The sequence below is a fragment of the Butyrivibrio sp. FC2001 genome (assembly GCF_000424125.1).
Lineage (GTDB): Bacteria > Bacillota > Clostridia > Lachnospirales > Lachnospiraceae > Butyrivibrio.
In genome coordinates, this window is sequence record NZ_AUJH01000019.1 from 35,341 (window position 1) to 58,161 (window position 22,821).

General features: G+C 39.4%; 20 protein-coding genes. 18 read left to right on the forward strand and 2 right to left on the reverse strand.

The features are described from left to right. Nucleotides 1–61: 61 nt before the first annotated feature. The 7 genes from G601_RS0110435 (at nt 62) to G601_RS0110465 (ending at nt 5,434) form a co-directional block, all read left to right on the forward strand. Nucleotides 62–754, forward strand: coding sequence for a response regulator transcription factor (locus tag G601_RS0110435; RefSeq protein WP_026665309.1), 693 nt, complete (start codon nt 62–64; stop codon nt 752–754). A 98-nt stretch (nt 755–852) separates the two neighbouring features. Continuing rightward, nucleotides 853–1,815 carry a HAMP domain-containing sensor histidine kinase gene (locus G601_RS0110440; protein WP_196808863.1) on the forward strand — a complete coding sequence of 321 codons (963 nt, stop codon included), beginning with the start codon at nt 853–855 and terminating at the stop codon, nt 1,813–1,815. 14 nt (nt 1,816–1,829) lie between these two features. Then, nucleotides 1,830–2,687 (forward strand): CPBP family intramembrane glutamic endopeptidase, encoded by an 858-nt coding sequence (locus G601_RS0110445; protein ID WP_026665311.1) that lies wholly within the window; start codon nt 1,830–1,832, stop codon nt 2,685–2,687. 191 nt (nt 2,688–2,878) lie between these two features. Beyond that, a complete protein-coding gene (locus tag G601_RS0110450) occupies nt 2,879–3,748 on the forward strand; it encodes a CPBP family intramembrane glutamic endopeptidase (RefSeq protein ID WP_026665312.1) in 870 nt (289 codons plus the stop codon). Between the two features lie 189 nt (nt 3,749–3,937). Next, complete coding sequence (locus G601_RS0110455) at nt 3,938–4,195, forward strand: hypothetical protein (protein WP_196812559.1); 258 nt, start codon at nt 3,938–3,940, stop codon at nt 4,193–4,195. Between the two features lie 86 nt (nt 4,196–4,281). Beyond that, nucleotides 4,282–4,680, forward strand: a complete 399-nt coding sequence (locus G601_RS0110460) for a hypothetical protein (RefSeq protein WP_026665313.1) — start codon at nt 4,282–4,284, stop codon at nt 4,678–4,680. Nucleotides 4,681–4,729: 49 nt separating this feature from the next. Beyond that, the gene (locus G601_RS0110465; RefSeq protein ID WP_026665314.1) at nt 4,730–5,434 is read left to right on the forward strand and encodes a hypothetical protein; all 705 of its coding nucleotides are present in this window, start codon (nt 4,730–4,732) and stop codon (nt 5,432–5,434) included. A gap of 69 nt (nt 5,435–5,503) precedes the next feature. Here the strand turns inward: G601_RS0110465 and G601_RS0110470 are convergent, their stop codons facing one another. Further along, complete coding sequence (locus G601_RS0110470; protein ID WP_026665315.1) at nt 5,504–6,946, reverse strand: InlB B-repeat-containing protein; 1,443 nt, start codon at nt 6,944–6,946, stop codon at nt 5,504–5,506. 283 nt (nt 6,947–7,229) lie between these two features. Between G601_RS0110470 and G601_RS0110475 the strand changes: the two genes are divergently transcribed. The 4 genes from G601_RS0110475 to G601_RS0110495 all read left to right on the forward strand — a co-directional run bounded on the left by G601_RS0110475 (nt 7,230) and on the right by G601_RS0110495 (nt 12,455). After that, on the forward strand, nt 7,230–7,427 hold the full coding sequence (locus G601_RS0110475; protein ID WP_026492179.1) for a hypothetical protein: 198 nt from the start codon (nt 7,230–7,232) through the stop codon (nt 7,425–7,427). A 713-nt stretch (nt 7,428–8,140) separates the two neighbouring features. Further along, nucleotides 8,141–10,306 (forward strand): clostripain-related cysteine peptidase, encoded by a 2,166-nt coding sequence (locus G601_RS0110485; RefSeq protein WP_026665316.1) that lies wholly within the window; start codon nt 8,141–8,143, stop codon nt 10,304–10,306. A gap of 226 nt (nt 10,307–10,532) precedes the next feature. Beyond that, entirely contained in the window at nt 10,533–11,597 is a 1,065-nt protein-coding gene (locus tag G601_RS0110490; protein WP_255346198.1) for a DUF6077 domain-containing protein, read from the forward strand. 9 nt (nt 11,598–11,606) lie between these two features. Further along, nucleotides 11,607–12,455: a hypothetical protein gene (locus G601_RS0110495; RefSeq protein ID WP_026665318.1), complete on the forward strand. Its 849-nt coding sequence runs from the start codon at nt 11,607–11,609 to the stop codon at nt 12,453–12,455. A 168-nt stretch (nt 12,456–12,623) separates the two neighbouring features. Here the strand turns inward: G601_RS0110495 and G601_RS0110505 are convergent, their stop codons facing one another. Beyond that, entirely contained in the window at nt 12,624–13,532 is a 909-nt protein-coding gene (locus tag G601_RS0110505; protein WP_026492175.1) for a helix-turn-helix domain-containing protein, read from the reverse strand. Between the two features lie 290 nt (nt 13,533–13,822). Between G601_RS0110505 and G601_RS0110510 the strand changes: the two genes are divergently transcribed. The 7 genes from G601_RS0110510 (at nt 13,823) to G601_RS0110540 (ending at nt 22,818) form a co-directional block, all read left to right on the forward strand. Continuing rightward, on the forward strand, nt 13,823–15,523 hold the full coding sequence (locus G601_RS0110510; RefSeq protein ID WP_026492174.1) for a hypothetical protein: 1,701 nt from the start codon (nt 13,823–13,825) through the stop codon (nt 15,521–15,523). A 125-nt stretch (nt 15,524–15,648) separates the two neighbouring features. Further along, entirely contained in the window at nt 15,649–16,599 is a 951-nt protein-coding gene (locus G601_RS0110515; protein ID WP_026492173.1) for an ABC transporter permease, read from the forward strand. A gap of 10 nt (nt 16,600–16,609) precedes the next feature. Next, nucleotides 16,610–17,476: a carbohydrate ABC transporter permease gene (locus tag G601_RS0110520; RefSeq protein ID WP_035786355.1), complete on the forward strand. Its 867-nt coding sequence runs from the start codon at nt 16,610–16,612 to the stop codon at nt 17,474–17,476. 3 nt (nt 17,477–17,479) lie between these two features. Further along, a complete protein-coding gene (locus G601_RS22875; protein WP_081673493.1) occupies nt 17,480–18,250 on the forward strand; it encodes a rhamnogalacturonan acetylesterase in 771 nt (256 codons plus the stop codon). After that, the gene (locus tag G601_RS0110530) at nt 18,247–20,070 is read left to right on the forward strand and encodes an ABC transporter ATP-binding protein (protein WP_242830069.1); all 1,824 of its coding nucleotides are present in this window, start codon (nt 18,247–18,249) and stop codon (nt 20,068–20,070) included. The genes G601_RS22875 and G601_RS0110530 overlap by 4 nt, the downstream gene beginning before the upstream one ends. Beyond that, nucleotides 20,067–21,236, forward strand: a complete 1,170-nt coding sequence (locus G601_RS0110535; protein WP_026665319.1) for a glycoside hydrolase family 88/105 protein — start codon at nt 20,067–20,069, stop codon at nt 21,234–21,236. Before G601_RS0110530 ends, G601_RS0110535 begins: the two co-directional genes overlap by 4 nt. After that, on the forward strand, nt 21,226–22,818 hold the full coding sequence (locus G601_RS0110540) for a glycoside hydrolase family 28 protein (RefSeq protein ID WP_026665320.1): 1,593 nt from the start codon (nt 21,226–21,228) through the stop codon (nt 22,816–22,818). Before G601_RS0110535 ends, G601_RS0110540 begins: the two co-directional genes overlap by 11 nt. The last annotated feature ends 3 nt before the right edge of the window (nt 22,819–22,821 follow it).

Sequence of the window (22,821 nt, forward strand, 5' to 3'; positions counted from 1 at the left end):
GAAATGACTGAGGGGTATTATAAATTATAAAAAATGAAAAAGTGGGTTAGAGGGAGTATATATGGCGGATAAAAAGTACAAAGTGCTGGTCGTTGACGACGAGCCTCAAATAGCAGGACTTTTAAAAGTATGTCTTGAGATGCATGGAATGACGGTAAAGGAAGAATATGATGGTAGCAAAGCCTATGAACTGTTCAATTCCGAACAGTTTGATCTGGTCATCACAGATATAATGATGCCTGTCATGGACGGGTATGAGCTGGTTGAAAAGATAAGGAAGCAGAGCAATGTACCGGTGCTTTTCCTGACCGCAAAGGGTGATGTATTTGACAGGATAAAGGGACTTAATCTTGGTGCGGATGATTATATCGTAAAGCCCTTCGATCCCATGGAGGTCGCTGCAAGAGTGTTATCAACCCTTCGCAGATGCTACGGTTATGACCGTCAGGAGGAAGGGAAGGAGCTCATTTGCGGGGCGCTAAAGCTCAAGCCATCATTGAAGCGCCTTTATAAAAATGATGAGTCCGTTGAGCTTACGGCTCTGGAATACAGAATGACCGAATTTTTCATGAGTAATATCGGACAGGTCCTCACTAAGGATCAAATATATGAGGCAGCATGGGAAAGCGACAAATTCCCGGACGATAACAGCATTATGGTTGCCATAAGTAAGCTGAGATCGAAAATCTCTGACGGAGAAAATGATTATATCCACACCATCAGAGGGCTGGGATATCGGATGGAAGAAAAATGAGACTTAAATATAAAAGAAAACTCCAAACATTCCTGATAATTATTCTGGCATATGTTTTTTTACTTATCCTATTTATAGATAAAATCAGGGAGTTCCTGATGGGAGTCATAGACGGCTTATATGGCGGTCAGGGTATGAGTACAGATCTCGGTACTCAGATCACCATGGCCAGCATGATTGTGACCTACCTTCTTTTCTGGGGACTGTCCAATATTTTGGAAAAGAATATTTCGGAACCTGCCAGAAAAATAGCAGATAACATGAATCTGGTAAGCTCTGGGAATCTTGATGTGCAGATGGAAGTAAAGGACAGCTTTGAATTTGCAGAGATGGAAGAAGCCTTCAACCACATGGTTTTGAAATTAAAAGAGGCTCAGAGTATCAGAGAGCAGAATGAGGAACAGAACAGGCAGTTATACGCCGGGATTGCTCACGATCTGAAGACTCCCATGACTATGGTAATGGGCTATGCCAGACTTCTCAAGGAGGAGGATATCTCTGAGGATGACAGAAATCACTATCTGACTATAATCGAACAACAGATAAAAGCTGCCAATGTCCAGCTAGAAGACATGCTTGAGTATGCAAAATACGGAAACACAGACTATAAGATTTTCCCGGAAGAAGGCAATATTGCGGGTTTTCTTCGTGGCATTCTTGCAGATATGTTCTACAGATTTGAGGACAGGAAAATAATTCTTGAGCCTGAAATACCGGACAAAGTCATCTGTAAATATGACACTGAGCAGATGAAGCGTGTTTTTACTAATTTGATCAATAATGCCATAAGGCATAACCCTGAAAATACTACCTTCAGGGTATCAATAAAAGAGGAAAATGGCGTAATTATCAGCTTTTCAGATGATGGTCCGTTTCTGGAGGAAGACATGAAGGAGCACATTTTCGAACCCTATAAGAAGGGGAAAAGCGGTGGCAGCGGACTTGGATTATCAGTAGCAAAAAGAATTGTCGAGCTTCATGGCGGAAGCCTCGAATATAATGAGAATTCGGATGATGGCTACAAAAGTTTTGTAGTTACTTTACCCTTGGAATGGATGTAGAGAGGTAAAAAAATATGGAAACAAAAAAGGAAAACAAGGTTAAGACAGTAATGGAGGCAGTAGCAATAACACTGTTTTACCTGCTGATACAACTGGCGGTATCAATCATTATCAGTCTGGTTGTATCCCTGACCATGTCTGTAGACAACATGGATAAGGAAGCCTTGCTCAATAGTATTAATGCCATGCAACCGCTTATGCTATTCATTTCGAATTTAATCTGTACAGTATTGTTTGGAATTTGGTATTACCTGGGATATGTAAGAAAAGACAAGCTTGCCGGAACTTATGAGCCCTGGCATGAGAAAATGTGTGATGCAAAAGTCATTGCTTTTATAGTGTTTTCATCACTGGCAATAGGACTTTTTGACAGACATATTGCTGATCTGATAATAATGATATCTCCTGATAGCGGTGAGTTATTATCCACCATAATGTTAAACGTTTCGGAAGTAACTCCCATGAATATCACATCAATGGTTATATTATCAGCTATGGCAACGGCCTTTGCCTTTCCGGGTATTATAATGCAAAAATTCAAGAAATCCTTCGGGATGGCGGCCTGCATAATTATACCTGCCATACTGTTTGTTGTGTTGATGCTTAATCCGGTGCAAACAATTTACGGAATCCCATTTGGCCTTGTTATGATGTTTATTTCTTACAAGTTTAATTCAGTCGTACCGGGCATGCTGGTGATCCTAATAAACAATATCGGAGCGATATTACTGAATCAGATATTTAGTCCGGGGCTTCCACCGGTTGTAAGTGCGTGTTGTGTTGTTATTTTCCTTGCACTTTCAATTTTTATGTACAGGAAAATGCCCTTTTCAAGTAAAGATACAAAGGATATTCCCTCACAGAACGAATAAAGATTTGAAAATAATGTAAAAATAAGGTTACGTTAAGATTTACTTCAATCTGCGGAAATGATTTCGAATTATCATGTTTTCATCAGGCAAAGGAAAGCGTGCAAACATGATACGGAATCGCCTGTAGGATTGAAGTATTTTTTTAACCTCAAATTGATAACAATAATTTTATAAGAAAAAGGAGAATGAGTATGAAAACAACAAAGGGAAGTAAAGCAAAAGCAATATTCGTAGCACTGGGAATTGTGCTCCTGTTTTTGGGAATTCAGGGAGTGATCGGAGCTGCAGGATCAGTCGGAGCGTCTTATATACATTATGTTCAGACAGGAGAAACCTTTAAGGATCAGGCAGAATATATGGATTACATTTCCGAAATCTTAACTGTATTACAGTTTGTTGGAGAGATTGCCTGCATTGCAGTATTCGGTCTCTGGTATTACCTTGGATCCGTAAGAAAAGATAAAAAGCAGGGAACCTATGAATCAGGTCTTAAGAAGATAGCAAATGTAAAGTCAATCGCATTCCTTGCCAGCGCTGCACTTGGTTTCTATGCATTTGTATTAATAGTTTCCAATGTTACTGCAGCCCTTATCCCCGGAAGCAGAGAGCTGCTTGGTCAGATTATGGGACTTATCTCAGGTGGAAATCAGGTTATCGCTGTACTTACAGTAGCACTGCTTGCTCCCTTCGCCGAGGAGCTGGCATTCAGAGCAGTAATGCTTAAGAACTCAAAAAAGTCTTTTGAAATTGTAGGTTGTGTCATCCTCTCAGCAGTGATGTTTGGACTTATGCACATGAACCCGCTTCAGAGCATATATGCAATGCCCATGGGACTGGCACTTGCATTCGTAGCTTATAAGTATAATTCAGTAGTTCCTGCAATCATTATGCATGCTATCAATAATACAGTTGCTATTGCATTACCTTCACTTATGGGAAGAGCTCTTAGCAATATTGAAGCAGCTATTATGTGTGTAGTGTTTCTGGCACTTGCTGCATTTATTTACAAGAAGCTGCCCATAGAGACTAAGCAGACCGAAAATACAGAGGTTGCTGCATAATTCATAAAAAGTACGAGGCTGCCGGCAGAAATGTCGGTGGCCTTTTTAGATTTCCGCGAAATATCTATAAGTTTTTTGGATGAAGGTGCGACAAATTCCTCATCCCATCTGTATAATAAGTAGATAAGAAAAGAAAAGTGGATAAATTCATTATTACGAAAGAAATTTTTAGGAGGAATCATGGGAGGAATGTTCAGTTTACTAATTGGAATTATGGGTCTTATTATTCTGGCTGTGTTTCTGGTTATCGCAGCTATTCTTGTAGGAGTGGTTATAACTGGCCTAATTGGCGGCACCCTTCTTCTTGTCACCGGCAACCATTTTTCAAAGGATACAAGAAAAAAGATGGAGAGCCGCATCTGCATAGGTGTGGGAATTGTTTTCCTTATACTTGCAGGGTGCTCTGCAGGAATCATAGTTAATTATGTAATAAAGCTATTTGGTTAAAGTGTATTGGTACACATCAGAAAAAAGATAATTAGGCGTTTGCGAAACGCCTAAATAATTAAAGTATATGGGAGGGAAGCAGAAGAATGGCTAATAGTTGTTATTCAACAATTTTCGTAAACTATGGGGATGCCGACAGGGATATCCTTACAAGACAGCTTAAGATGCTAAAAGAGAAATTCCATTCATTTATGGTGCTTGTGATAGCATCGGAAGCAGACAGCCAGTTTTTTGATGAAAATGTAGGACTTTTCGAAGATAGAATAGAGCTGTTAGGCAGAAATGCATCAGAAGCCGTGATTGAATACTGTCAAAATGAACATATGTCTATGAAAGAAGCGACGTATGTTGGCGTGCTTTCTGATGGAGATACCAGGCTAAAGGATAAAGAATTTACAATAAAGGACCCAAATGAGATGGCTGAGTCATATAAGAAAGCCATGGATATGCTCCAGAAAATGATAAATCCGTTAAAGGGGAACTAAGAATAAGGTATAATAGAATTACCACCAAGCATGAAGAGGTATTTGTTCAATGAGTGAATACGATAAACTTGATGGGGTAATGGAGCTGTTTGACAGGCGATTTCGCTTGAAAAAATCCATTAATCTCCTCATATCCATGATAATTGTTATGATCGGAATTGTTCCAATGTATCTCGTTTTTGCTAAAAAGGCAGGTATATACGCACTTAGATGGCTTACTGTCGATGGAACGCTTTTTACAATGACGGGTTCATTCATATTCATCATAGTCAACATATATGAACTGGTTACAGGAAAAGAGCTAACCCACATTCCTGTGTATTTCATAAGATTGTCCTGCGCTGTTTCGGAAGCAGTCATAATGATAGTGGTTTTCATAGGATTTTGCCTGGGGGATCCATCTGCCCTTGATGAGTGGGATGAACTTGTAACACATGCTATCATGCCAGTGCTTATGATCATTTCCTTTGTAACCAACGATTCACCTATTGGCAAAATTAAGCCCCTTATGCGGCTGCATGGAACATGGTTCATCACAATTTACGGGCTGATCATAATCCAGCTGTTTGCAACAGAAGTCATTCCAATGAGCATGATTCCCTATCCATTTCTAAATCCGGATTTACTCCCGATGTGGATGATCATAGGAGCCATTTTGCTCATATATATAATTGCATTTACTATTGCCACTGTGTTGTATCTACTTAACAGAAAGATGTCCTGGTTGTGGTTTCGTGGTATTACAAAGGACTGAAAGCAGTAATCCGTGATAAATGAAAAACAGACCTTAATCTGTACTGTTACAGATAAGGTCTGTTTTATTTCATTTCTTATTTACTGTTGCATTTGTCTGCTTGCGAAGCTTTTGTCCCAGCTTTGCCTTTTTGGCTCCTTTTATAGTAATAGTTGATTCCTTTGCAAGCTTGTTAAATGCATTTTTCTTTATCTTAAGTGACTTATTTGCTTTTATAGTGACAGTTTTGAGCTTCTTACAATTATAAAAAGCTTTCTTTCCTATAGACTCTACACTATCAGCAATCTTAAGCTTTTTGATTTTCTTATTTCCCTTGCAGGCATTATCTGCAATAGATTTTACCGGGTATGTTACGCCGTCTGCTGTTACATTGGAAATAGAAGCCTTTTTAACGGCGCCTATTTTTGTCACCGTAGCGATACCATCTGCTCCTATGTAATAGGTGATGCCATTCTGTGTTATAGTCATTGGAAGAGCAGCTTTGCCTGATTCTACCGTCACATTACGGCCAGATGCTGAGTCATCCCCGGGAGTTTCTTTTTCAGGATCTGTTTCTACGGGCTCGTCGTTACCAGGGGCAGGAGTTTCTACTTTTTTCCACTTTGCATAGAGACATGTATTTGATGTTATAGGCGTATTGAAATTGAATGCCTTAGTCAGTGTCGTATCAGCGTACCATCCGGCGAATACATAACCATCCTTTGTCGGGTTAGCCGGTTTTACTGCATTTGCGCCTTTTGCAACCTTCTGGGCAGGAACGTAACTTCCACCATTTGATGAAAAGGAAACGCTATACCTTAAAACACCATCATCCTTTGAGCCGGGAATTGTCAAATAAATAGTATCAGATGCTACATCCTTTTCCAGATGTGAACTATAAGCTCTTATAGATACTTCCTTTGTATAATCCTCTACCGGGATATCGTAGTGATCCTTGCCATCTGCCAGGAAAAATGACTCAATATCGCTGACGTCATCGTCAATATCAAAATAGCAGGCTCTCTTTTTCCATTTTAGTCTGTAGTACTTTTTCTTTTTTACAGTAACAGGCTTTATGGATGTAAATGAAGGAACTTTCAGCTTGTTTTTGACATTTACACTTTTGCTGGCCATTGTCAGGTGAGAATCCTTTTTATACTGCTCGATGGTATCGTAATTTGGGATTTTGTTCTTGGAATTAAATACATAGATTACATATTCGCCAACTTCTTCATGTGTGCAGACTACCCTTAAACTAATGATCCAGTCCGGTTCATTTGCACCTCTTTTTCCACTCATATTCGACACATCGTGTAAAATTTCTTTTCCGGATGCAGTCTTGTATGTTACAGCGACGGTATAATAGCCCGCTGAGCCGGTTGTATATTTAACGGCTGTTCCATCAAACCTTAATTGTGTTGCCGGTTTCATTTTAGTAGCTGCCTTTGAATGAATTGAAAAGCATCCAAATAAGACTATCACACACAAAAGTGATGTGATAAAGAATAAAAGATTCCCCAAGTATTTCTTCATTTTGATGTTCCCCTTAACTTTTCTTCATACTGAATTATTACAGCGTCCCCTCAAGCAAATATTATAACAAACGATATAGATTTATCAAAAGAATTTTTGATTGATTATATAACATACATAACCTATTTATATCTAAAATTGATTGATACGTGTATGAGCGGTGTGAAGTTTCGCATCGCTCTTTTTCGTATAAATCAGTGTAAATCCGCTCTTTTCAGGTGCATAAAGTATTAGAATTCTGATCCCGAGTTATATTTCATTCATGAAGGGAGGTCAGAAGATCATGAAACACGAAAATAACGAATCGACAACGGACATAAGAAGTAAGATATTTCCTGTCTCTATAGGTCTCCTTTTTGGAATTTCATTTGGCACATCCATGCACAGCTGGGTGATGGGAGTTTGTATGGGATTCCTGTGGGCAATTGTTTTTGGCCTATATGACGATGAGGGCCGCAAAGATCAGGAAGATAACAAGTAATATTATAGTTTTAAACTTTGAAAGGAGTATTGAGATGAGAGCAAATATTTCAAAGTGGAATGCACTTGCAGCAACACTTCTGTATGCTTCAGCTGTATTCCAGATAGCAGATAATCATTTCGGACTGTGAGCCCACCCAATTCTCAATTGAGCACCATCTGTTCACGCAATAACACCACTTTGTTTTTTCGACTATTTTCGCGTAGGATTTAGCAGCAATATTGTCTTTTCTACTTGTCCCTGCCTGGGTTTTAGTATTTATCAAGTAGTTTCTGCCTTCGTATTAGCTCTTTCCTACGAGTCTTATCTATTCCTAAGCAATTTTCACGTAGTCGATTGCTTTTAGGTGGTCATTTCCTACGCGAGAAATCCCTGTTTGACCATTTTTCGCGTAGTTATTGCCCGAATGGCAATTTAGGCTACTTGACCTTATTTGATTTCTTTATTAACAGTTAAACATATTGGGCTATAGGCACATGAACATCTGGCATTGACTTCATCTGGATTTGCCAAGCAGTTTGTTATGTGTTGAACGAGGGTCACATTTGAGACTATCGTATTTGATATATCGCGGAAAATGGATGCCTTTGTACATAACTTTTTTATAACAAATTAATGTACAATTTATCGGATTTTTATACAGATAGTTCATAATAATTAGTGTCAGATAATATATGTACTGTTGGCTGTGTTTTATTTTGAGGGGGTTTTTGATGAAATATTCGTATTGGAAAAAAATGATATCAGTTGTGGCACTTGCTGCTATGGTGAGCATGTCTTTCACAAATGTAAGCCTTGCTGCGTCGGAAGGTGACGTACAGGAAGAGTCTGCTGAAGAGACTACAGATGAGAGCAAAGACGACGCTGAAGAAGAGGAAGAAGCTAAGGAAGAAGCTAAGGAAGAAGCTAAGGACGATAAAGAAACTTCAGAAAAAAATGCATCCAAGAAAGATTGGACCGTTATGATCTATCTGTGCGCAACAGACTTAGAGTCGAAGGGCGGGCAAGCTTCCTTTAATTTGAATGAAATATCTAAAACAGAGCCTAGTGACTCTGTGAATGTTGTTATACAGACCGGAGGGACCAGGAAGTGGCAAACTGATAAGATAGACATAGGTGCTGACCCTACAAAAACACAGCGTTTTGAGTATGGTAAGGATGGCTTTGTGCTGGTAGATGAAAAACCGCTTCAGAACATGGCTTCAGGTTATACACTCAGCGATTTTATTACATGGAGTACAAAAACGTATCCCGCAGAGAAGTATATGCTTGTGATGTGGGATCATGGCGGTGGTTCAGAAGTAGGTCTCATTTGTGATGAATTGCACGAGAATAGTTTGATGACGCTATATGATATGGAAAGTGCACTAAAAAGAGCAGGCACAGAGTTTGAACTGATTGTGACTGACTGTTGCCTTATGGCTACAATTGAGATGTGTTCATGTGTCAAGGATTATGCAAAGTATCTGGCTGCTTCTGAGGAAGTGCTGGCTGGCGAAGGAACTGCATATACAGAGTGGCTTCAGTTTTTGTATGATGTTCCCGAATGCGATGGAAGAGAAATTGGTAATGAGTTTTGTGATGTTACTACGCAAAAATATGTTGAGGAAGGTGACGAATCAACATTAAAAATGCTTACATTTTCAGTAATCGACTTAAGTGAAATAGATGAGGTAGAAAAGGCCTTCGACGCATTTTTCGACAAGGTACTACAACTTGTTCACAAACCTGAAGAATATAGCAAATTCAGGTATTATACAGAAAAAGCCGAGCATTATGGTGGGAAAAGTCATAATCTTGTAGATATTGTTGACCTTGCCAAGAAGACCAGAAGAAGCGGATTGATAACAACAGAAGCAAATAACCTTCAGAAGGCAGTCATGAAGGCAGTAAAGCATAATGTGAAAGGTACAGGAAGAAGTTATTCGCATGGATTGTCATACTACGATGGCACCAGAGCTTTTGCAAGAAATCTTGAGAGATTTGTGCGTGTATCCAAGAGCTGTGCATATCTTGCATATCTTGATTCTGTACATATGGACTGGGATGCTCCTGACTGGGTATATGAAAACAGAAAAAGGGTACCTGACATTACTTACGATGAATATCATGTTGATACAAAGCTTACACTTAATGACGAGAGAGACCTTACTCTTAATGTAACTAATGGAATGCAGGGTATAGTTTCAATAGACTATGTGCTTTACAAGATAGGTAAGGATGGTTCACTTGAACCTATGGGAACCCGTACGGAAATGGGAGGCAGTTTTGATGATGCAAAATTCCCTGCACAGTTTAATGGTAAATGGCCTGTACTTGGTAATTCTTATCTGTATATGGAGCTAGAAAATGAGGCACAGTCATGTAGCAGATACTCTATTCCGGTATATATAGAAAAAGTTGACCCCAATAAATATAATGGTGAGTTACCTATAGATTATTTGCAGGGTCAGATAATGAAACTTCTGCTTGCTTATTTTCCGGGTGACGGAGACGATGAAGCAAGCTATGAACTATATGGATTTTTAAAGAGTGAATATGACGTGGAAAACACAGAAATACCGAGCAGAGGAACTTGGTCGCTAAAGGATTTTGAGGGAGTGACTGTTAGCTTCCTTTATCCCGATATCGACCCTATAAGTAAGAATTTTATATATAAAAAGGGAGAGGCTATAGAAATAACAAGGAATCTTCATGTGGAAGAAAAGAACCTTCCTTCCGGAACCTATGGTTATTCCTATGTTATTCAGGATGTGATCGGAAATACTATTAGTACAGAGACTGTTCCATTTACCTTGAAAGATAATAAGGCAGTATATGATTTTGAGGAAGAAGAGGAAGCAGAAGAAGGCGAGGTAACCGGAGAAGAAGCAAACTAAAACAAATTAAATTCTAAAATATGCACCTTCGAATTAGTGGCTAAAACCATTAATTCGGAGGTGTTTTTGCGTCACTCTTTGGAGCCGACCGGGAATATGGGAATATATATCTTTTGTTGAACGAGGGTCACATTTGTGACTATCGTATTCATATTGATGATTTTTAACATGCTGATATAATTATTTCTTGGGGAATTGTTTAGCGGGAAGGTATGAAAAAATGTTGATGACAATATGGTCTGTAGTCAGACTTATAATTTTTATGCTCATAGTCCCTATGTGTATGGGACAACTATTCAAATTTATTTTGAAAAAAGAACTTAGAACCCTGGGTATTACTTTTGTACTCGGTTTTTTTATCTATTCCGGGATTATTCAGATAATATCCATCTTATGTATTTTGACCGTTGCAAGCAAGCCTAATGCTTTTGAAACTTGCTTCAAGGGTTGTCTTTTAGCGGTACTGTTATTTGCTGTGGCAGGTTGTTTCAGATTTGATAAGAATATGCTGAAAAAGCCAGATATAAAGAGCCTTAGCACGGATACCAGAATCTTTTACGGAATATTTTTTGCTCTTGTAATTTTTCAGATGGTAATGGCGGTTTCAACCAGAATATTTGACGGCGACAATTCGTTTTATGTCACTCAATCCATAATCGCACAAAAAACGGGCGCAATGTATACTGTAGATCCCAATAAAGGTGGAATCATTCCGGTTGATGGAAGGCATGCGCTTGCAGCTATTCCGATGTGGATAGCGTTTATTGCAAAAGCTGCGGGTGTACATTCGACAATTGTCACATATACAGTCTGGCCGGTTCTGATTATTCCACTGGTATATTTTATTTTCCATGAGATAGCTAAAGTACTATTTGCGGATAATACCGCTATGATCCCGATTTTCATGATCATGGTCAATATGCTTATGATCTTTGGAAATGTATCGATCTATACTCCGGCAACATTCTTTCTGATGAGAACCTGGCAGGGAAAGTCCATGCTTACAAGTATCGCCTTTCCGGCTATCCTGTTGATATTTTTATGGATGTTTAAGGAAACAGGGGGAGAAGAGAAGACACTTTCGCAGAAGGCTTCTTTCTGGGGTCTGCTTACTCTTGTTAACATGTTTTCCGGTATGTGTTCAGAAATGGGCGTTATGTTCGGAGCGGGACTTGTTGCGCTACTTACACTTGTATTGCTGTATTCTTCAAAGCGAATGACAGTTCTTCTGGGAGCATTTTTTTCTGTTATTCCAAATCTTGTTTATGTTGTACTTTATAAGCTTATGTGAGGATGATATATGTACGGAATTTTCAGGGAATGCTGGGTTGACCTTAAGAGATATGGTGGACTTGAAAACGGAAGTCTTTGGATGATTTTTTGGCTTCTGTTATTGATATCATCGATTTATTTGATAGTAAAAGAATCTGATGTAAGAAAGAAAATTGTATTTGGAGCGATGCCGTTTGTTGTAGTAGCAGGCTTTCTTTTCCCTGTAACAAAGAAGCTGTTTGTAAAACTCGCGGGGATTGAGTCTGCCAATACATATTACAGAATTCTGTGGATCATCCCCATGTATGTTACTATTGCATACGCTTTTACCAAGTTTATTGCCAGCCTTAATAGTGCGGTAAAAAAGTATGTTGCAGCCTGTGTTTCAGCTTTGATTATTGCAGTCACGGGTTCGTATGTATATGCAAATGAATATGTATATAAGGCGGAAAATATCTATCATCTGCCACAAAATGTTATAGATATATGTGACAGGATTAAAACCACAGAGGATGAAGGAACAGTAAAAGCTGCATTTACTCCGGAACTGGTCTACTTTGTAAGACAATATGATCCCAATATACTGATGCCTTACGGAAGAGACTATGTTGATCATAAATATTACACCGGAGTTCTCAAATTAATGCAGGAAGAAGAAATGAAAACCCAGGAGCTTTTGTATTATACAAGAGCTGATCTGGACAGATATATAATTTTTCCTACTGACAAAAAACTGGATGAGGACATCACAAATTTCGATGTGAAGCTCGTAGACACTATAGACGGATATAATATCTATGAAGATACCCTGATAAGTGAGAACCGGGAAAAAGAGAGAGAAAATTACGTTAACACAAGACAGAACATGTATGAATAATAAGCTTTTATCCGGTGAGCGCCTATCCGAAGATGCTTATAACGGAAAGGCGGAAGATAATATGGTAAAACTAATCAGTAAATGACAATATAGCGCAATATAAAAAAGCAGGAGTTTTTGATGCTCCTGCTTTTACTTTAAACTACTTATTGATTGCCTTAACAAGCTTTAGTCATATATAATCTTTTGAGTTGCCTGGGCATTAGATTTATTTTGTTTGGCGGCTTTAGAAAGTTCCCTTGGTGTGATGCCAAATTCTTTCTTAAAGGCTCTGTAAAAGCTTGAATAGTCGTCAAAGCCATAATTATTACAGGCAAAGGACATGGATTCCCCGCTGAGTATAGCATCCCTGCACAATTGCAGCCTTTTTTTTGCTATATATTTATGCAGCGAAATTCCGAGATTGTCCTTAAAAACATGAGATATGTAAAACTTGCTAAGGAAAAAGTGGTTGGCAATATTGTCCAGGGAGAGATCTTCATCTATATGGTGTTCGATATAATCACATATATTCTGGTACAACACATCCTGTGATATTTGTTTGTCATTAAACTGCTCAAAGGCGAGCCGGTTTATCTTTAGCAAAAGATCAGCAACACTTATTTTTAGCTGACATTCACGTCCAAATCTGGCACTCTTGTCCTCCTCAATTATGTAAAAAAGCTTGGATAGAATGGAGTTGAAGGTAATATGATCCGTATGAATGACATGCCTGGATTCGTTTAAAGCCTTATTTACGCAATATTTGTAGTCTTCTCCAAGTTTTACGAGATCAGCAAATGCAGATTTACTGATCCACAGATCAAATCTTCTATAAGGTACTTCTAAGTCTCGTACAAAGATACCATGTGTAATTCCAGGTGGTACTATCAGAATGTCACCATAGCTAAGCATATAATGTTCATTTTGCACCTGTGCTTCAGCATGGCCCTCCAGGAAAAAATAGAATTCATAGTATCTATGAGTATGAAGACCAGTTCTGGTAGTGGGCTTTGTGTCATGATAGTAATATAGCTCGAAATCAAGCTCTTTCATGTACTGCCTATCATCATACTTTGAGGTTAAGTTTCGTCGCATATCTTAAATCTCCAATATATATGTATAAATGAATAAAGCAAGCTGGTGGCTTGCTTGCAGGCTTTTTGATTCTTTTGCAGATATGATTCTACAACAAAATAGCAATAACTGCAAATAAAGTTTATTACAGCAACATTTGCAAAGTCGAGAACAAGTTATTCATTTTTTTGGTTTTCCTAATCCGATATAATACATCTTGTCAAGGGGACAAAGGCACATGAAAAAGGCACACAGCCACTTTTTATGGCTGATTATGCCCCAAGAAGGAGAAAGGGTATAGGAGAAAAACTATGAAAAAGAAGTTGGTTTCAATTTTGCTTTCTGCAACCATGGCAGCTTCTCTTGCTGCATGTGGGGGATCAAGCGCAGATTCAACAGGAACAGAAACAGCAGACAAGACAGAGACTGCAGCATCAACTGAAGAGGGTGCAGAAGCTGCTTCGGGAGAAGAAGGCTCCACCGAGGAAGCATCAGGTGATACAGCAGAAGCATCCGATTATGAGCTTACAGACCTCTACATAACAGTGGATGGAACACTTACAGCTAACGTAGATAACGGTCAGGATGCATTTGTAGAGCAGTGGGAGAGCGCAATTTCCGAGAAGCTTGGTAAGAGCATTAAGCTTCACATCAATCAGCCTGAGCATTCAGGATATAAGGATAATGTAGCTCAGCTCCTTACAACAGGAGAACCCGGCGATGGACAGTATCCCGATGCACTAATTATGAGCGCAACAATGCTCAAACAGTATCAGACAACAGGCATTCTTTGGAACATGGCAGATGCATTTGACAATGCTGAATTCCAGTCAAGAATTACACTTCCCCTGATCAATGAGAACCTTAAGCTTGATAGCGGCGAGCAGTATGGCTTTGCTCCTACATACGGTAATGGATGCGTTACATATATTAAGCAGTCATGGCTGGATGAGGCAGGAATAGATGCAGAAAGCATCAAGACCTTTGATGATTACTACAACATGCTTAAAGCATTCACAAAGGATGGAAAGACAGGTGTTATCGCAGCCGGTTTTGGAAAATTTGATGAAGCACCCTATACAAACTATATGCCTGAGTTCTGGCAGGGAGCATATCCTGCAATTTATGAGAAGGACGGCACATGGGTTGACGGATTCCAGGAGCAGGCAACTATAGATGCGCTTGCAAGACTTGCTCAGGGCTATGCAGACGGAGTTATTGATACAGATACAGAGGAAGCTTCTACTAAGACAGCAAGAGAGAAGTGGTTCTCAAATGACCAGGCTACATCCGAAGGTGTATTTACATACTGGGCAGGAACATGGCTTAGAACACTTACAGATAATCTTGATAAGAATGATGTAGATACAGAACTTGGCGATGACAGACTTGTTCAGCTTGCTCCTATTCAGGAGATCAAGGATACATGGGGCGGATACCTTAACCGTGAAGCACCTGTATGGGTAATCACAGATGATGGTGATGGAGACAACAGCCGTGAGCAGGCTATCTTCGATGCTCTTCTTGAGACAATGCTTGATGGAGACAAGATTCAGACACTTTGGACCTATGGTGCTGAGGATGTTCACTGGTCAACAAAGGCAGAGGAATTTGTTCTTAATGCTGATGATCCTGAGAAAAAGGCTGAATACAGCTTTGCAGATGGTGAATTCCATCTTAAGCAGACACCTAACGATCCTAACGCACTTTGGAAGAAGAATCTTCTTGATCCGGTACTTGTTATCGCGCCGCTGACAAATGGGTTCGTTGATACAGATTCCCTTGTAGAGAAAGGTAATAAGTTCTTTACAGAGAATTGTGTAGATGCTCCTGCAGCAGCTTCATCCGAGACTCTTACAGAGGTAGAGGCTGATCTTGCCACAGATAAGACAACTCTTGTAAATGAGGTTGTTGCAGGCAAGAAGACACCTGAAGATGCTATAGCAGAGTATCAGAGCAAGTGGAGTGACACAATTGATCAGATTCTTTCTGAGTTAAACGCAGCTGAGTAATAAACGATAGTTCACATTTCATACTTTTACTACCAATCATTTTTGCTACATAAGGATTATATGGGCATCCGGAATGGGTGCCCATATGGTTTATAAAGAGAAGATTTTTGAAGGGGCGGTAACAAATGGGTAAGACGCAAAAGACTACATCAACAGGGCAGGTTATAAATAAAAAACCTTTGAAAAAACGTATTTGGAATAACAGAGGCTTTTACCTCATGTTTTTACCAATATTTATCTATGTGCTGATAACTCTTTATTGGCCTATGCTGGGTATAAGATACTCATTTTATGATTACACATTAAAGAAAATTGAATTCGTTGGACTTAAGCACTTCGAAAAGATGTTTTCGGATGCAGAGTTCTGGAGTGCGTTTACTAATACACTTTGGCTCTCAATAACAAAATTATTGATTACGACATTTACGGCTGTTATAGTATCAGTCTTTATTAATGAAATGGCAAACCTGTTTGCAAAAAAGGTTCTGCAAACAGTTATTTATCTCCCGCACTTTATGTCATGGACAGTTACAGCTGCAGTATTTACTCTGTTTTTGTCCACTTCATCTACAGGCTTTATAAATGAAACACTTAAGAGCTGGGGACTTATATCCCAGAGTATTGATTTCATGCATGAGACCAAGCTGTGGAGATGGGTATATTACATCGTTAATATCTGGAAAGAAACAGGATGGGGAACGGTTATTTTCCTTGCAACTCTTGCCGGAATAAATCCTGAGATATATGAAGCGGCTGACATTGATGGTGCATCAAGACTTCAGAAAATATGGTATGTCACAGTTCCTGAACTGGCAAATACGATTATTATTGTTCTGATTCTTAATCTCGCAAAGGTACTTAACCTTTTTGAATCTGTATTTGTTATGTATAACAACAGAGTTTTTGAGGTTTCAGATGTTATTTCAACTTATATTTATCGTAAAACCTTTTTGACAGCAATTCCCAATTATGGCTACACAACAGCGGTAGGTTTATTTAAGTCTCTTGTTGGATGCCTGCTGGTAATTATTTGTAACAGAGCAAGTAAGAAGATCCGCGGACGCGGAATAATCTAAGGAGGGTACAATGGCTAGAGCAAAAGAATACGCAGTGGGTCGCAAGAGAAGGACGGACCTTTTCGACGTGATCAACTATTTGGTTTTTATTCTGATCGGTCTGATTGTACTTGTTCCGATCTGGAAGGTTGTTGCAGATTCATTCAATGCTGTAGGAGTATATAAATTCCAGCTTTGGCCCACACAGCCAACGCTTGATGGATATAAAACGATTTTCAGTACAGCTAAGCTGTATAGACCTTTTCTTAATTCAATTATAACAACAATTCTTGGAACAATTCTCGGACTTGTATTATCAACACTTGGAGGATATGTACTGGCCCAGGAGGATCTTCCGGGAAGAGAAGCACTGGCATATTTCCTTCTGTTTACCATGATTTTCTCAGGTGGAATGATACCTGAATACCTTGTAATGAAGAAGCTCCACCTTGTAAACAGCATGTGGATCCTTGTGGTTAAGCATGGTATGAATGTCTACAATCTTGTCCTTATGAGGAACTTCTTTGAGGGCATTCCGGGATCACTATTTGAGGCAGCAAAAATTGATGGATGCACACCTATGGGAATTTTCTTTAAGATTGTGCTTCCCCTTTCAAAGGCAGCACTTGCTTCCATCGGTCTTATGTTTGCGGTAACAGTATGGAATGACTATTCAACAGTTCAGATCTACATCACAAATCGTGACCAGGTTAACTTCCAGTATATCTTAAGAGTTATGGTCATGGATGGTGATACACCTACAACATCCTTCAACGTATCGCAGAATACGCTGTATTATTCAGCTATTGTATGTGCAATACTTCCGTTTATGGCACTTTATCCGTTCCTGCAGAAGTATTTCGTAAAGGGTGTAAATATCGGTGCTGTAAAGGAATAATTTATGCGAATAATATTTTGGGCAGGTGACTCCACCAATACCTGCAATAAGGCAAATAAATACCCTCAGACCGGAATTGCACAGGCCTTCGACAGATATACAATGCCGGATGTAGTAATATACGATCATGCGATAAATGGAAGAAGTACAAAAAGCTTTATTGATCAGGGCAGACTTGCAAGGATTGATGAGGAAATAAGAGAAGGAGATTATCTTTTCATTCAGTTTGGACATAACGATGAAAAGATAACTGATCTTAGCAGATATACAGATCCAAATACGGACTTTATTGATAACCTTGGGAAGTATGTAAATGTTGCCAGAAATCGCGGTGCAATCCCCCTATTTATTACACCGTTGGAAAGAAGAAGTTTTGAGGATGATCATAAACGTTTAAAAATCTCGGAGCATGAGCCTTATGTGGAGGCATATTTTAAAGCTTCACAAAAGTATGAGGTTCCGATTGTCGATTTGTTCAAGGCTAGTCGGCAGTTTATCGAGAGGACAGGTGACGAGGAAACCAAGAAGTATTTTATGCATGTAAAAAAAGGTGAGGTATTCTGGCTTCCTGAAGGCCTTTCTACTGACAATACACACCTTAAATATGAAGGAGCAATGAAGTTTGGGGAACTTCTGGCAAAAGAAATAATTAAAGCAGGAGAGCCCTTTTCATCTCTCATTGATGAAAGTGTCTTAAAAGAACTTGATATGGTTCATGACAGGAATTTACAGGATGAAGGTGTGGCAGATGAGTATGCCGTGGCTGATATGTGATTATTGATGATTATAAGTGGGACTGGAATACGCAAAGCATGAAGGAGATAACGGAAGATACAGCAAAAAGGCTTGAAAAAAGCTATAGAAAATATAAAGCAAAGCCATTACTGGCACTTATAGCTTTTTATAAAGGCTATTACCACAATTTTGTTCTATCGATAATTTTTTATACAGTGAAGCATTCTCCTGTATGGTTAACGCCAATAGTTACAGCCAACATTATAAATTATGTAGTGGATGGATATGAAAATACAACCGGTCTGATTTTGCTTAATGCAGCGGTGCTGATAGCTTTGCTTATACTTAATGTACCGATGAATTATTTGCACATGCATTTTAGAGCATCTGCTGTAAGAAATGTCGAGGCAGGGCTAAGGAGTGCTTTGGTACATAAGCTTCAGACAATGACCATATTATCTGAAAAGGATATTCAGTCAGGGCGACTTCAGTCCAAGATAATAAGGGACGTAGAAGCAATTGAAACGCTGTCGGATCAGATTTTTGTCAATCTGCTGAATATTATAATAAATGTAATTGTAGCATTATCAGTTACGATTTTTAAAAGTAAAGTGGTGTTTTTGTTCTTTCTTTTGATGGTTCCTCTGGCTGCAGTTCTTGTTTACGTTTTTAAAAAGCCGATAAAGGCCCACAATCAAAGGTTCAGAAAAGAGGTTGAAAAGACATCTGCAAAAATATCTGAGATGATCGAGCTTATTCCGGTGACCAGAGCACACGCTCTTGAGGCAGAAGCTACAGACAGAATGGATGAGCAGATGTACCAAATAGCTGCTGAAGGCTACAGGCTGGATATGGTTCAGACTAATTTCGGAGCGGTCAGCTGGGCATTTTTTCAGTTCTTTCAGGTACTATGCCTGGTGTTTACTGCCTTTCTTGCTATGAAAAAGGTTATAAGTACCGGAGATGTGGTTCTGTATCAGACCTATTTCACTACTATTGTCGGCTATGTTACGGGATTACTCAATCTGCTCCCTACAATTTCAAAGGGACTGGAGTCAGTTAACAGTATAGGTGAGGTCCTTGCAGCTGACGAAGTGGAAGATAATGAAGGAAAGACGGTACTTAATGATCTCAAGGGCGATTATTCCTTCCAAAACATGGGATATTCATATCCCGGAGGTGAAATGGCTGTTCTTGAAGACCTTAATCTGGAGGTTAAGAGCGGTGAGACTATTGCTTTTGTTGGAGAATCAGGTGCAGGAAAATCTACTATATTAAATATCCTTATAGGTTTTATGTTGCCTACCAGAGGAAGACTCCTTATCGACGGACATTCGATTGATGAGATTGACCTTAGGAGCTATAGAAGATTTTTGGCAGTTGTGCCACAGAGTACGGCGCTGTTTTCAGGAACAATCAGAGAAAATATTCTCTATGGAAGCACAGGCGTTTCTGATGAACTGTTTGAAAAAGTAATAAGAGAATCCGGTCTTAGCCGGGTTATAGATAAGCTGCCTGATGGTGTAGACACAATTGTAGGTGAGCACGGAGACAGATTATCAGGCGGGCAGAAACAGAGAATATCAATTGCAAGAGCACTTATCAGAAATCCAAAGGTAATCATTTTGGATGAAGCAACTTCTGCCCTTGATGCGATTTCAGAAAAAGAGGTTACGGGTGCTCTCGACTGTATGTCGAAGACCTGTACAACCTTTATCGTTGCGCATAAGCTTGCAACCGTAAGAAATGCTGACCTGATAATTGTAATGAAAAATGGAAAAATAATAGAAAGAGGAACATATGAAGAGCTCATGGAGCTAAAAGGTTATTTCTATTACATGAAGGAGAGTCTTGAATGACAAGGCGGGAAACAGCGGAGCTATTAAATGAATATGTGAATTATCTGATGGCAGGATCAGATCCGGAGCACCCTATGTGGAACATTGAAAAGGTGCGAAGCGGTAAGCCTAATAAATGGAATTACATTGATGGCTGTATGATCACTGCATTGCTCAGACTATATGCAATAACAGGCGAAAAGAAATACCTGGACTTTGCTGATGGCTTTGTTTCATTTTATGTAAATGAAGATGGAACAATAGCTACCTATGACGTAGAAGAATATAACCTTGATAATGTAAGACCTGCCTGTAATCTTTTCTCGCTTTACGATCTTACAGGCAGGGAAAAATATAGAAAAGCCATGGACACGGTGAGGAGGCAGCTTGAGACCATGCCCAGGACAAAGGAAGGGAATTTCTGGCATAAAAAGATTTATCCCAATCAGGTCTGGCTGGATGGTCTGTATATGGCACAGCCCTTTTACATGGAATATGAGAGACGGTACAGAAAAATGAATGGATGTCTTGACAGCTTTCATCAGTTTGAAAATGTGAAGAGGCTGATGAGAGATGAAAAAACCGGCTTGTATTATCACGGATATGATGAGTCCCGGGAAATGTACTGGGCTAATGAGAAGAGTGGCTGCAGCAAAAACTTCTGGCTTAGAGCTACAGGGTGGTTCATGGCAGCTCTTGTGGATACAGCAGAAGCAATGGGAGAGCAGCTCTACTACGAATACAGAACTCTGCAGGATATATTTTGGGAGCTCGCAGACACACTGCTTAAGTACATGGACGATGAGAGCTCTATGTTTTATCAGGTTATAGATAAGGCAGATGAAGCCGGCAATTACCTTGAAACCTCGGGATCAGCACTTATAGCCTATGCCATTGCCAAGGGAGTAAGACTCAAATTCCTGCCGAAGCGATATGCACAGATTGCAGAGAGCATTTTCTTTGGAATAACAAACAGATATCTCTCAAAAAATGAGGAAGGGCTTCCGCGACTTGGCGGAATTTGCCTCGTTGCAGGCTTGGGTGGTAAGGATAGAAGAGATGGATCCCTTGAATACTATTTTGGTGAACCTGTTGTTGAGAATGATGCCAAGGGAACAGCTCCACTTTTACTGCTATATACAGAAATTCTAAGCCTGATAAAAGAAGGAATTTTAGATGAATTTTAATGTGATTGATATCGGATGCAGAAGCATCTGTATTGAACTTGATAATGACTTTTCTTATGAAACAAGGAGCCCTGTAAGGGTGTCCTTAAATGGGAAAATTCTAGGGGACTTTATAAAAAATGTTTTCACTTTAAAAGATCTTTCTCCGGATACTGAGTATGAAATAGAGATAGCTGCAAGCTGTGACAACTCAGATAGAGAAGTGGAAACTGTAAAGACAGTTACAACAAAAAAGGAAAGTGTACTTTTGGAAGTTAAGGACTTTGGAGCTGCCGGAGATGGGGTGACTAATGATACTGCTTACCTGCAGGCGGCCATAAGTGCATGTCCTATAAATGGTACAGTTCATATCGGAAAAGGAATCTATCTTACAGGACCTCTTTTCCTAAAAAGCGATATCAATATATGGATAGATCGAGGGGCAGTCATAAAGGGACTTACTGATCGAAGCCTGTATCCGATTCTTCCCGGAATGACATTGGGAACAGATGAAAATGAGGAGTATAACCTTGGAAGCTGGGAAGGCAATCCATTATCGTCCTTTGCATCGCTGATAACAGGTATAGGAGTGGAAAATGTTCGAATATTTGGAAGCGGAATAATAGATGGAAATGCCGAAAACGGTGACTGGTGGGAAAAGCCCAAGGAAAAACGCGGTGCCTATAGACCAAGACTTGTTTTTTTGAATGGCTGCAGGAATATCACAGTTGTTGGCATTGAGCTTAGGAACTCACCCTCATGGACCGTGCATCCATACTATTCAGATGATATTAAGCTTATAGAGGTATATATAAAGAATCCGGATAATTCACCTAACACAGATGGCATAGATCCGGAGAGTTGTAAAAATGTGCTTATTGCTGGAGCGAATATTTCTGTTGGAGATGACTGCATAGCAATTAAGTCAGGTAAGTATTACATGGCTTTGAAGCACTATAAACGGACAGAAAACATTGATATAAGAAACTGTCTTTTGAACAGGGGACATGGAAGTGTCACTGTTGGAAGTGAATGTGCAGGCGGTGTCAGGAACGTAACTGTAGCAAAGTGTATTTTTGATTCCACTGACAGAGGATTAAGAATTAAGACAAGAAGGGGAAGAGGAAAACGCTCAATAATTGAAGGCATTCGATTCGAAAACATAAGTATGGAGGATGTGAGAATGCCTTTTACTATCAACATGTTTTATTTCTGTGACCCTGACGGCCATAGTGATTATTGTCAGAGCAAAGAAGCTCTTGAAATAACAGACATGACCCCGGAGATTAAGGATATATCCGCAAAGAATATTAAATGTACCGGCACAGAGGTCTGTCTTCTTACAGTATACGGTCTGCCTGAATCGAAGGTAGGAACAGTAACTCTTGAGGATATAGAGGCAGATTATAAAGAAGAGACCAAAAGAGAGGCTGAATATCCGGTTATGATGGATGGAATCGATAAGATGAGTGGCCGCGGAATTTTTGCCAGGAATGTCGGAAAGCTTATTCTGAAGAATGTGCATATCAAAGGATCTGTAGATTCAAAAGAAGATTTAAATGGTGTAGAGCAAATTGAAAAGGATAACCTGATTTTTGGGTGAGTT